The sequence below is a fragment of the Acutalibacter sp. genome (assembly GCF_056800975.1).
In genome coordinates, this window is the sequence record NZ_JBQISV010000067.1 from 1 (window position 1) to 12,231 (window position 12,231).

Annotated in this window: 10 protein-coding genes; 8 read left to right on the forward strand and 2 right to left on the reverse strand. The window is 56.6% G+C overall.

Annotation, left to right across the window (positions count from 1 at the left end):
- Window positions 1-161: 161 nt before the first annotated feature.
- Window positions 162-1,469 carry a chromosomal replication initiator protein DnaA gene (gene dnaA, locus ACTO5E_RS07945; RefSeq protein WP_482302877.1) on the forward strand — a complete coding sequence of 436 codons (1,308 nt, stop codon included), beginning with the start codon at window positions 162-164 and terminating at the stop codon, window positions 1,467-1,469.
- On the opposite strand, the gene ACTO5E_RS07950 is transcribed toward dnaA, so the two are convergent.
- On the reverse strand, window positions 1,447-1,758 hold the full coding sequence (locus tag ACTO5E_RS07950; protein WP_482302878.1) for a hypothetical protein: 312 nt from the start codon (window positions 1,756-1,758) through the stop codon (window positions 1,447-1,449). The genes dnaA and ACTO5E_RS07950 overlap by 23 nt on opposite strands.
- Before the next feature lie 274 nt (window positions 1,759-2,032).
- Between ACTO5E_RS07950 and dnaN the strand changes: the two genes are divergently transcribed.
- The 7 genes from dnaN to gyrA all read left to right on the forward strand — a co-directional run bounded on the left by dnaN (window position 2,033) and on the right by gyrA (window position 11,205).
- The gene (dnaN, locus tag ACTO5E_RS07955) at window positions 2,033-3,136 is read left to right on the forward strand and encodes a DNA polymerase III subunit beta (protein WP_482302879.1); all 1,104 of its coding nucleotides are present in this window, start codon (window positions 2,033-2,035) and stop codon (window positions 3,134-3,136) included.
- A gap of 16 nt (window positions 3,137-3,152) precedes the next feature.
- Window positions 3,153-3,362, forward strand: a complete 210-nt coding sequence (locus tag ACTO5E_RS07960) for an RNA-binding S4 domain-containing protein (protein WP_482302880.1) — start codon at window positions 3,153-3,155, stop codon at window positions 3,360-3,362.
- A 554-nt stretch (window positions 3,363-3,916) separates the two neighbouring features.
- Window positions 3,917-5,041 carry a DNA replication/repair protein RecF gene (gene recF, locus ACTO5E_RS07965; RefSeq protein WP_482302881.1) on the forward strand — a complete coding sequence of 375 codons (1,125 nt, stop codon included), beginning with the start codon at window positions 3,917-3,919 and terminating at the stop codon, window positions 5,039-5,041.
- Window positions 5,042-5,116: 75 nt separating this feature from the next.
- Window positions 5,117-5,389: an extracellular matrix regulator RemB gene (gene remB, locus ACTO5E_RS07970; protein WP_482302882.1), complete on the forward strand. Its 273-nt coding sequence runs from the start codon at window positions 5,117-5,119 to the stop codon at window positions 5,387-5,389.
- Between the two features lie 28 nt (window positions 5,390-5,417).
- Window positions 5,418-6,308 carry a hypothetical protein gene (locus ACTO5E_RS07975; protein WP_482302883.1) on the forward strand — a complete coding sequence of 297 codons (891 nt, stop codon included), beginning with the start codon at window positions 5,418-5,420 and terminating at the stop codon, window positions 6,306-6,308.
- Window positions 6,309-6,575: 267 nt separating this feature from the next.
- Entirely contained in the window at window positions 6,576-8,537 is a 1,962-nt protein-coding gene (gene gyrB / locus ACTO5E_RS07980) for a DNA topoisomerase (ATP-hydrolyzing) subunit B (protein ID WP_482302886.1), read from the forward strand.
- Window positions 8,538-8,595: 58 nt separating this feature from the next.
- On the forward strand, window positions 8,596-11,205 hold the full coding sequence (gene gyrA, locus ACTO5E_RS07985) for a DNA gyrase subunit A (RefSeq protein ID WP_482302884.1): 2,610 nt from the start codon (window positions 8,596-8,598) through the stop codon (window positions 11,203-11,205).
- 279 nt (window positions 11,206-11,484) lie between these two features.
- Here the strand turns inward: gyrA and ACTO5E_RS07990 are convergent, their stop codons facing one another.
- On the reverse strand, window positions 11,485-12,120 hold the full coding sequence (locus ACTO5E_RS07990) for a hypothetical protein (RefSeq protein ID WP_482302885.1): 636 nt from the start codon (window positions 12,118-12,120) through the stop codon (window positions 11,485-11,487).
- Between the last annotated feature and the right edge of the window lie 111 nt (window positions 12,121-12,231).

A 12,231-nucleotide genomic window follows, 5' to 3' on the forward strand; every position in this document is an offset into this window, starting at 1 on the left:
ATCAGTCAGTCTGCGGCCTATATCCAAAACGCCTCTGTTTTTTAGCGGCGTAAACGATACCGTCAGGCTCTTGTTTTCGTGACTGTTTTGGAGGTATTGCGGACGATTCCGCACCGGGAGAGCAGACATTCCGGCAACGAAGAATTGGGAGGGTAATGTACTTGGATTCATTTGATCAGGCATGGGAGATTATCTGCGAGTTCTGCAAGTCGCAGATCACAGACGTGGCGTATAAAACCTGGTTCAGCAGGCTGCGCCCCGTCTCGATGGACTTTGAGAACGGGCTGGCTATTATTGAGACGCCCAACGAATTTCACCAGCAGACTCTGCAGCGCTGCTACAGCGAGCTGCTGGAAAGCGCCCTGCGCAACGTGTTCGGAGACAATATTGGCTTTAAGCTGGTAGTGCAGAAGGACGAGCCGGCCCCTGTGGAAAGGGACGCCTCTCAGGACGACGGCTACGAGCTCACCTTCGAGACCTTTGTGGTGGGCTCCTCCAACCGGTTTGCCCACGCGGCCTGCCAGGCAGTGGCCAGCAAGCCTGCGCTGCTGTATAACCCGCTTTTCATCTACGGCAACTCGGGACTGGGCAAGACCCATCTGCTCTCTGCGGTGTCCCGGGAATTTCAGAACAACTTCCCTGACCGCAGCGTGGTCTATGTAAAAAGCGAGGACTTCACCAACGAGGTCATCGAGGCCATTGCCCGGGGCACCACAGCGGCCCTGCGCACCAAGTACCGGAACGCCGACCTGCTGCTGGTAGACGATATCCAGTTTATTGGCGGCAAAACCTCTACCCAGGAGGAATTCTTCCATACCTTCAATACCCTCTATGAGGCGAAAAAGCAGATCATCCTCACCTCTGACCGGCCCCCCAAGGACATTGCCACCCTGGAGGACCGGCTGAAGACCCGGTTTGAGTGGGGCCTTACCGCTGACGTGCAGGCCCCGGAATTTGAGACCCGGGTAGCCATCATCCGGCGCAAGGCCGAAAGCTTTGACTTTGACATTCCTGAAAACGTATGCGAATATATTGCCAACAAGCTGAAAAACAACATCCGCCAGCTGGAAGGAGCGGTAAAAAAGCTTCGGGCCTTCCATATGCTGGAGGGACGTCCGGTCAACGTGGCCACTGCCCAGACAGCCATCAGCGACATCATCAACAACTCCCAGCCCACGCCGGTGACAGTGGACAAGATCATTGAGGAGGTAGCCAGAACCTATCAGGTGACCCCGGAGGACATCCGTTCCCAGAAGCGGAACGCGGCGGTATCCAAGGCCCGGCAGGTGGCTATGTATGTGGTGCGGGAGATCACCCAGATGTCCATGGTGGAGATTGGCCAGACCTTTGGAGGCCGGGACCACTCCACCGTGGTGTACGCCCTGCGGCAGATGGATGAAAAGCTGGAAAAGGAGAGCCATACCAAGGATACGGTCAATGATATTATCAAAAATATCCGGGACCGGTAACGGAAAAGTTTTCCACTTTTCCTTCACATTCCACACCACAGCATTTCACAGCCTGTGGAATGAAAAAAACGGCCTTCACTTTTCCCCCTGCTTGTTCACAGGCAGAGGTGAATAGATTTTTCCCGGGGTTATGGGGGCGAAAGGGCTTTTCCACAGGTTCCACAGCCCCTATTACTGCTTCTAAATCTTGAATAATAATAACAAGGATTTTTTGGCGGCAGACAGGAAACAGCAGCGTGCACAGAAAACTAGCTGTTAAAGTAGGCTGAAAATGGAAAGGGCTGGACAAGAAAGCTCTTTCCTTCCCCTTCCCTGTCTGCAAACCAGAGAGTTGCCATCTTGTTTTGTAAGCCGCAGGAACTGTATAAAGGTCAAACGCAACTGTGCCTACCGGCCTTAATGCAAATAACGGACTGTTTTCTCCTGAATTTACCAGCTATAAGGCAGGCCGCTAGCCTCCTTTCCATCGTTCCCGTTATGTCCGGCTTAACGAAGCCAAGCCAGACTATGTGATTTGACCTATTCCACCGTGTAATTTTTACTACCAGAAAGGAAACCAACCTATGAAACTGACCGTCAATAAAACCGATATGAATGAGGCTGTCTCCAACATCCAGCGGGCCGTCTCAAGTAAGACCTCTATTCCCGCCCTGGAGGGCATTCTCCTCAGCGCTGCCGAGGGCCAGCTGGAGCTCTCTGCCTACGACCTGGAGCTGGGTATCACCACCGTTATCCCCGCCAAGGTCCAGGAGCCCGGCCGCTCTGTGCTCAGCGCCCGCCTTTTGTCCGATATTGTCCGCCGCACCCCCAGCGACGCCATTGAGATCACGGTGGACCCTAAAAATATGGCCGCCATTGAGAGCGGAGCCAGCCATTTCTCCATTATCGGCATTCCTGCCGAGGAGTTTCCCGAGCTGCCCAAGCTCTCCGACTCTGTCCAGATCAGTCTGCCCGCCAACGTGCTGAAAAGCATCATTCGTCAAACTGTATACGCTGTGGCGGAAAGCGACGCCAAGCCTATCCACCAGGGCAGTCTGTTCGCCATTGAAAATAATATGCTTGACGTGGTGGCTGTGGACGGCTACCGCCTGGCCAAGCGGTCGGAGGCCATTGCCTTTGAGGGCAAGCTCAGCTTTGTGGTACCGGGCAAAACCCTGAACGAGCTGACCAAGCTTTTGAAGGACTCTGACGACTCGGTGGAGATCTCTGCCGGACAGCGGCATATTCTCTTTAAAATCGCCAACTATACAGTGATTTCCAGCCTGCTGGAAGGAGAATTTCTCAACTATAAGGCAACCATTCCCACCACCAGTAAAACCACTGTCACCCTGCGCGCCCGCGACGCCATTGAGAGCGTGGAGCGGGTCTCTCTGCTGATCACCGACCGGCTGAAGAGCCCGGTGCGCTGCATTTTTGGCGACCATGAGATGAAGCTGCTGTGCACCACCTCCATGGGCCGGGCCAGCGACCAGCTGCCGGTGGAGATGGAGGGAGACGAGGTAGAAATCGGCTTTAACAACCGCTACCTGCTGGACGCCCTGCGGAATACCGAGTGCGACGAAATCCGGGTGGGCCTCAGCGGCCCCCTCAGCCCCATGACTGTACAGCCCAAGGAAGGGGACAGCTTCCTGTTCCTTGTTCTGCCTGTGCGGCTGAAGAATGACTGAGAACGGAGCATCGCAGATGGAGAAAATCAGAATTGAGACAGAGTTTATCCGGCTGGACGCGCTGGTAAAGCTGACAGGGATGGTAGATACCGGCGGGCAGGCGAAAGCGGCAATTCAGGATGGCTTGGTGCGGGTAAACGGGGAGGTCTGCCTGATGCGGGGCAAAAAGCTGCGCCCGGGGGATACAGCAGAGCTGAACGGCCGCACCTTCCAGGTAGAGCAATAACCAAAACCGCGGGCAGAAAAGCCAGAGCGAAGCAGAACAGAGGTGCGCGAATCAAAAGTTTCGTCCACCTTTACAAAGGTGGCAGAGGTTTGGGGACAGAGTCCCCAAGGTCTTGACCTTGAACTTAGGCGGCGCAGTGAGCAAAGGTGCGAGGTAGTGCTTCACCTCCAAATCTCAGTCCAGAACGGGGTAAGGCTGCGCCGCCGTCGACTTGCCGCAGGCAAGTCGGATGCCGCAGGCAAGTCGGATGCCGCAGGCAAGTCGAACTTAGCGCGGTCGACCGCAGGAAGACCAGCGGCCCCCTCGCTGCCGTCAAATCCAGAGAAGAATACCTTCAGCATACCCGTCAGATGCCAGCGAGCGCAGACGCACGTTCTTGGCGGCTGCGGAAGGTTTGCGAAGCAAAGCTTCCTCCCCTTGCGGAGCAAGGGGGCGAGCGTCCTGTTTGACGCCGGAAAAATCAGAGGAAGACCCTTTATTTTTCCTTTACTCAAGAATGTCAGCGTATACGAAACAGAGAACACAAGAAAAACTTCAGAAAACAGGTAACCACCATGACTGTAATCAGATTTGCCGCCAAGGATTTCCGCAATATTGCTGACGAGGAGCTCTTCCCCTGCGAAGAGGTCAATGTTATTTACGGCGGCAATGCCCAGGGCAAAACCAATCTGCTGGAGGGCCTTTGGCTGTTCACCGGCGGCCACTCCTTCCGGGGGGCAAAGGACAATGAGCTCCCCCGTCTGGATGAGTCCACCGGCAAAAACGCTCCCTCTACCACCATTGAGCTGGACTTTTTCAGCGAGGACCGGGAACAGAACGCTGTCCTGCAAATTGAGGGCGGCAGGCGTACCAGCTGGATCAATGAGGTGAAAAAAAACAGCGGTTCCGCGCTGGTGGGCAAGGTCCGGGCAGTAATCTTCTCCCCCGAGCATCTCATGCTCATCAAGGAGGGCCCGCCCCACCGGCGGAAATTTATTGATACGGCCCTGTGCCAGATCAAGCCCGCCTATGCGGGTCTGGTGGGCAATTACCGCCGGGCAGTCTCTCAGCGCAATGCCCTGCTCAAGGAGGTGGCCAAAAACCCCCGGCTTATGGAGACCGTCAGCGCCTGGGACGCCAAAACCGCCGACCTGGGGGCCCGGGTGATGCTGGAACGCCGGCAGTTTATTGAGAATCTGGCGCCCTGTGTGCAGGAGGTCTTTCAAGGCATCGGCAAGGGACGGGAGGAGCTCAGCCTGCGCTATGCCCCCTCCTTTGCCGGAGGCGACACCCTGCTGGAGACCACCCAGCTGTTTTTGCAGGAGCTGGCTCGTACCGCTGCCTCGGATGTGCGCACAGGCTTTACCATGACCGGCCCTCACAGAGACGACCTGGATATTCGTATTGACGGGGTCTCGGCTAAGGCCTATGGCTCCCAGGGCCAGCAGAGAAGCGCAGTGCTGGCCATGAAGCTGGCAGAAGCCAGACTTTTAGAGAAATATTCCGGCGAGACTCCCATTGTTCTGCTGGACGATGTGCTCAGTGAGCTGGATAAGGACCGGCAGGACTATCTTTTGAATCATCTCCATGACCAGCAGGTATTCATCACCTGCTGCGACCCCGACGCGGTGGGAGGCATGGAGGCAGGAATGCGCTTTCGGGTAGAGGCAGGGGCAGTGTACCCGGAAGAGGTATACTGAGAAACCCACAGCTGCTCAGAGGCTGGCCTGTGTCTTATGACGAAAGCGGTTTTTGCGGTCAGGAAAGGAAAAAATATGCAATTATACCTTCATTTGGGGCAGAATACCATTGTGCACACCGCCAGCATCTCCGGCGTGTTCGACCTGGACAACACAACCGGCTCCAAACGCACCAGAGAATATCTGGCCCGGGCCCAGCGGGAGGGCCGGGTGGTGGATGTGACCTCGGAGCTGCCAAAGTCCTTTATCGTCTGTCAAGAGAACGGCCGCGAGACCGTTTACCTCTCGCAAATGTCCCCCGCCACACTGCTGCGCAGGGCCAGCCAGGCCCTGCTGGCAGAAAAATAAATGGAAAGAAAGGGATGACCATTAGCCTATGCGTTATTTCGGAGTACCCAGATGCCCGTACTGTAAAAAACGAGTGAACCTCATTCGCACCTGGTCCCTGAAAAAACAGGGAGAATATCAGTGCCCCCGCTGCGGCGGCATCTCCAATATCTACCTCTCCCCTCTCATCTATGTGTTGGGACTGCTGGCAGTGTTTACCAGCGGCGTGCTCTATTTCTTTCACAAATTTGTTCTGGATGATATCTCGCTGGAAACAGCGCTGTATGTTTTTCTGCCCTTTGCGGCGTTTTTCCTGTTCAGCCTGTTCATGGTGTACCTGGAAAAGCCGGTGATCAAACGGGTCTCCCGGGCTGAGTACGAAAAACGCCGCTTGTTCCGGGGCGGCAAGGAGGAGCCCTCTCCTGCTCCGGCCCAACGTCCGGAATATTTTGCTGAAGAAGAGGACCACTTCCCTCGGGCCTCTCAGCGCACCGGCCCTGTGCCTCAGCCCGGTAAGGGCGACACCGGAGTGGTGAATCAGCAGGCCTTTCAGCGGGCCAGGGTCCAGGCGGAGAAGGACAATCTCCAAATGAGCCAGCGCATCCATGTACCCCGGCCGGCTCAGCCAAAGCCCCAGCCTCCCCAGCCCCCTCGGCCGGCCAGGCCCGTTGCCCAACCGGCTCCCTCCCAGCGGCCTGCCGCCAGCGTCGCAAACAACCGGCCAACCGGCTACGGCCAGCCTGCCCGGCAAGGTATGAGCTTTGCCCAACAGGGCGCGTCCATGCAGCATGGAGGCCGTCCTGCCTCTGGGGCTCCCAGAGCTGGCATGGGAACGCCGGTCAGCCAGGTGGGCGGGCCGCGTCCAGGGGGCCCGGCTGATTCCCAGCGCCGTCCTGGGCAGCAGGCGGGGAACACGCCCAGCGGCAGGCAGTTCCGCTGACAGCATAATATGAAAAATTGCCAAAACTCAGGCGAAAAATGAAACATTTTTTCATATATAGCTCCCCGGAAAGCTTACGCCGGGAGACTTTACAAATTTACGAAAATCTGCTATAATGTAGGAATAGTAGAATAGGATAAGAAGATACAGGAGATATCCGGCCTTGTGCCGCCAGTCCTTTTCGGCCGATGGAAGCAAGGCGGGCTTTGCCTTTTGTAAACGAGCTTTGGAGGGCAGTTGCTTTTGGAAATCAACGAGATCACGGACATGACAAAAAGTGAACAGGCCTATGACGGCGATCAGATCCAGGTCTTAGAGGGCCTGGAGGCGGTGCGCAAGCGGCCCGGCATGTATATTGGCTCCACAGGCCCCCGGGGCCTGCATCATCTGGTGTATGAGATTGTGGACAACGCTATTGACGAGGCCCTGGCGGGTTTTTGCGACAAGGTGGTGGTGCGCCTTCTCCCCGGCAATGTGGTGTATGTGTCTGACAATGGGCGAGGGATTCCCGTGGGCATTCAGCATCAAACCGGCTTGCCCGCAGTGACAGTGGTGTTCACCATCCTCCATGCCGGGGGCAAGTTTGGCGGGGGCAGCTATAAAGTCTCCGGCGGCCTGCACGGCGTAGGCGCGTCGGTGGTCAACGCACTGTCTACCTGGCTGGAGGTAGAGGTTATTACCGACGGGGTGCGGTACTACCAGCGCTTTGAGCGGGGCAAGGCTGTCACCGAGCTCATCGAAAAGGGCCCGGCCCCTGAGGGCAGCACCAACGGCTCTGTTATCTGCTTTCAGGCAGACCCGGAGATTTTCAAGGAGACCACAGTCTACAGCTACGAAACCCTGCAAACCCGGCTGCGGGAGCAGGCCTTCCTCAACGCGGGCATTACCATTGAGCTCATTGACGAGCGGAACCCGGAGGAGCGCGTGCCCGAGGAGCGGGAATGGGAACGCCCAGTAGTCAACAGCTATTGTTATGAGGGCGGCATCCGGGAGTTTGTGGACTATATCAACAGGAACAAAGCGGTAGAGGTCATTCACCCTGAGATCATGCATTTTTCCGCTGTGGCTGAGGACAACAACGCCACTGCGGAGATTGCCATGCAGTACACCGACAGCTTTAACGAGCTGGTGCTCTCCTTTGCCAACGACATCCGTACAGTAGACGGCGGCACCCACGAGGAGGGCTTCCGCCGGGCGTTGACCCGGGTGATGAACGATTATGCCAGAAAATATAATATTCTCAAAGACAACGACAAGAACCTCTCCGGCGAGGACGTGCGGGAGGGCTTGACCTGCGTGGTCAGCGTGAAGCTGAAGGAGGCCCAGTTTGAGGGCCAGACCAAGGCCAAGCTGGGCAATACGGAGATCACGGGCCTGGTGAGCTCCATGCTGTACAAGGCAATGCTACAGCATTTGGAGGAGAATCCAGCCACTGCCCGGGCAATTTTTGATAAGGCTCTTACCGCCTCCCGAGCCAGAGAGGCAGCCCGAAAGGCCAGAGAGCTTGCCCGGCGCAAAACCGCCCTTGAGAGTAACTCTCTGCCCGGCAAGCTGGCAGACTGCCAGTCCAGAGACCCGGAGGAGACAGAGATCTATATTGTGGAGGGAGATTCCGCCGGCGGCTCTGCCAAAGGCGGACGGGACCGAAAATTTCAGGCCATTCTCCCTCTGTGGGGCAAGATGCTCAACGTGGAGAAGGCAAGGCTTGACAAGGTCTACAGCAACGAAAAGCTTATGCCCGTGGTGACTGCTCTGGGCACAGGCATTGGCGAGGACTTTGACATCACTAAGCTGCGCTACGGCAAGGTGATCATCATGGCCGATGCTGATGTGGACGGCAGTCATATCCGCACCTTGCTGCTCACCTTCTTTTTCCGGTTCATGCGGCCCTTGGTTGAGCAGGGTCATGTGTATCTGGCCCAGCCTCCCCTATACCGCATCACCAAAAATAAGCGTCACTATTATGCCTTTTCCGACCCCCAGCGGGACAAGATTCTGGCAGAGCTGGGAGGCAACTGCCCCATACAGCGGTACAAGGGCCTGGGTGAAATGGACCCCATTCAGCTGTGGGAGACCACCATGGACCCTGCCGCCCGGACCATGCGCCGGGTGGAGGTGGATGACGCGGCCCAGGCAGACCAGGTGTTCACCATTCTGATGGGCGACAAGGTAGAGCCCCGCCGGGATTTCATCGTGGAGAACGCGCAGAAGGCCAACTGGGACGTATAACCGCCAGGACAAGCCCGGGATAATCAGAGAACGACTCTGATGTTAAGGAGAAGTGTAGATGTCAGAATTTGAGAACAACACCACCCCCCCTCAGGAGGAATCCGGAGGCCGGATTATAGACGTGGCCCTTACCAAGGAGATGGAGCAGTCCTTTTTGGACTATTCCATGTCTGTTATTGTGCAGAGGGCCCTGCCGGATGTGCGGGATGGTCTGAAGCCTGTGCACAGGCGCATATTATATAAAATGTACCAGGACTCTCTTTGGCCTGACGGCGCCTACCGCAAATGTATGGACACCGTGGGCAAGACCCTGGCGGAGTTCCACCCCCACGGCGACGCGGCGGTGTATGACGCCATGGTCCGTCTGGCCCAGGATTTCTCTCTGCGGTATATGCTGGTGGACGGTCACGGCAACTTCGGCTCTGTGGACGGCGACCCCCCTGCCGCCCCCCGTTATACCGAGGCCCGGATGACCAAGCTCTCCGTGGCCATGCTGGACGATATCAACAAGGACACCGTGGACTTCAAGCCCAACTATGACGACCGTCTGAAGGAGCCTGTGGTGCTCCCCAGCCACTTTCCCAATCTGCTGGTAAACGGTTCGATGGGCATTGCCGTGGGCATGGCCACCAATGTGCCCCCCCACAACATCAACGAGGTGCTGGACGGCGTCTGCTGCTATATTGACAACCCGGACGCCACCCTGGACGATTTGATGGAGCACATCAAGGGGCCGGATTTTCCCACGGGCGGCATAATCATGGGCCGTAGCGGCATCCGTTCCGCTTATGCCACTGGCCGGGGCAAGGTAGTGGTCCGGGCCCGGGCAGAGATTGAGGAGGAAGAAAGGTCCGGCCGCTCCAAAATCATTGTCTCTGAAATTCCCTATAAGGTCAACAAGGCCGAGCTCATCAAGAGCATTGCCGACCTGGTGAAGGAAAAGCGCATTGAGGGCATCTCCAATGTAGACGACCACTCTGACCGGGAGGGTATGCGCATTGTCATTGACGTGAAGCGGGAGGCCTCTCCCCAGATTGTGTTGAACCATCTGTTTGCCCTGACCCAGATGCAGGTCTCCATTGGCGTCATTATGCTGGCTTTGGTAGACGGCAGGCCGGAGATTCTGAACCTTCAGAAGATTCTGCAAAAGTATGTGGAATTCCAGATGGAAGTCATTGCCCGGCGCACCCGGTTTGACCTGAAAAAGGCCCAGGACCGGGCCCATATTCTGGAGGGCCTGAAGCGGGCTGTTGACATTGTAGACGAGATTATTGCCACCATACGGGGCTGTAAGGGCGGACGGCCTGAGGCAAAGCTGGCTCTGATGGAGCATTTCGGCTTTGACGACCTTCAGGCAGACGCCATCTGCCGGTTCCAATTGGGACAGTTGGCAGGGCTGGAAATTTTGAAAATTGAGACCGAGCTCAGCGAGCTGCACGAGCAGATTGCGGACCTGACAGATATTTTGCAAAGCGAAAGCCGGCGCAAGGCCATTATCAAGGACGAGGCCCTGGACATGAAGCGCCGTTTTGGAGACGAGCGGCGCACAGAGATTGCGGCCATCAGCGGCGAGGTGGACGTGGAGGACTTGATCCCTGTAGAGGAGTGCGTCCTCACCCTCACGCAGTATGGCTATGTCAAGCGCCAGAAAATGGAGAATTACAAGTCCCAGAAGCGGGGCGGCCGGGGCATTTCGGCCATGAGCCGCCGGGAGGAGGACGCGGCCTCTGACATTTTTGTCACCGGCAGTCACGACTATATTCTGTTCTTCTCTGACCTGGGCCGCATGTACCGCATCAAATGCTACGAGGTGCCCGAGGGCTCCCGCACCAGCCGGGGCATGCACATCCGCAATCTTCTTCCCCTGCAGGGAGAGGAGACCATTACCTCAGTCCTGCGGCTGGACGGTATGGACGAGGAGAAATTCCTGGTAATGGTCACCCGAAACGGCGTGGTGAAGCGCACCAGGCTCTCGGCTTTCAAGAATGTGCGTAAGGCCGGCTTGATTGCCGTTGACCTGGACGAAGGAGACCATCTGGCCTGGGTGCAGGTCACCGGCGGTAGTGATGATTTGATATTTGCCACGAAAAACGGCATGGCTCTTTGTATGAATGAGACCCAGATTCGGGAGCTCAGCCGCAATGCCCGGGGCGTCAAGGTGATGAGCCTGGATTCTGGGGACAGCATTGTGGGCATGGATGTGCTGCGGGAGGGCAGTTTGGTGCTGACTGTCACTGAAACCGGCTTTGGCCGGCTGAGCCCCCCCGAGGATTACCGCATTCAGAAGCGGGGCGGCAAGGGTCTGAAGAACTATCATGTGGATAAATTCGGCGCGGTTGCCGGTATCCGGGTGGTTTCCCCTGAGGAGGACATCATCCTGATTTCCAGCGACGGCATTGTGATACGCACCCCGGCGGAGGAAATCCGTCAGTGCGCCCGGCCCAGCAAGGGTGTGCGGGTGATGAAGGTGCAGGAGGACAGCAAGGTGGTCACCTTGACCAGCGCCCCCAAGGAGGAGGCGTCTGCCGGCGAGGAAATGGCCGGCGAGGAGACAGAGGAACTGCCAGCAGAGACTGCTGAGAGCACAGAGGGAATCGGCAGCGCAGAAACAGAAGCTGAGGACAATACTCAGGCACAGGACGCTTCCACACAGCCAGAGGACCAGTAGCCGGAAGCGCCTATCCCGGAAACGCCGGGAGAATGAAGGACGAAAATACCTCACTTTAACCCTCATATTCATAAAAAAGCAGGTCCATTCTGACGTTACTCAGAATGGACCTGCTTTTGTTTTATGCTGTCCTGTCAACAGAGGCTTATGACAGTGAGATAAGAGAGCCTCTCAGAAATGCTACTTCTACAAGTCTCAACTCAGGGTGTTTGTCTGCACGACATGCAAAGTGACAGCACAGGTTTTCCACAGGTATAAACAAAAATGTGGAAAACCTTTTCACCCCATGGGAGCGTCGCTGAGCAGCGCCTCAAAGTCCGGGAACTGTCCAGTGAGCTCAGCGTATTTTTTACAAAGCTCCTGGGCGCGGTCACGACAAAGTGACATTACCGTAGAAGAAGCCTCTGTGGCCTTGTCCAGGTCTGTCTGCAACAGCTCCTCCTCTGTGCTCCCCTCCAGAACAGATTGAAGAGCCTCGTCCTTCTCCAAAGCCCAAGCCTCCGCAGCCTGGTCAAACTCCTCTTTCTCCTGTCCCTCCAACAGCTGGTTGGAGATGGTATCAGTCACCCGGTCTACAAAAAGCGTCCACTTCTCTCTGGCTGTCTGAAATGCCAGATAGGCGTCCTTTGCGGTAAAGGCATTAGCCAGGTCTTCATCCTTTTGGGCGTCAATGGGATTTTCCGCAAACAGCGCGTCCACGTCCATGGACGGAGTAGGCTCTGGGGTGGGAGTGGGCTCCTGGGTGGGCTCCGGCGTGGCGGTAGCTTCCGGGGTGGGGATGGGTTCTGAGGTTGCAGTGGGGGCAGAGGCCGGAGAGGAGGACCAGCTGTCCTTGCTCTCGCAGGCAGAAAGCCCTGCTGACAGAATTGTCAGCGTAAGTCCCAGCAACAGCGGGGCAATTCTTTTATAGCTCATGGTTATCATTCCTTTCAAGAAAAATATCTAGGACTGCTTATAGCAAACCCTTTTCTACCAGTTGGGCAGTTTTTAAAATGCCAATCTGAGTCTTGGCGTCCGGGATCTCGT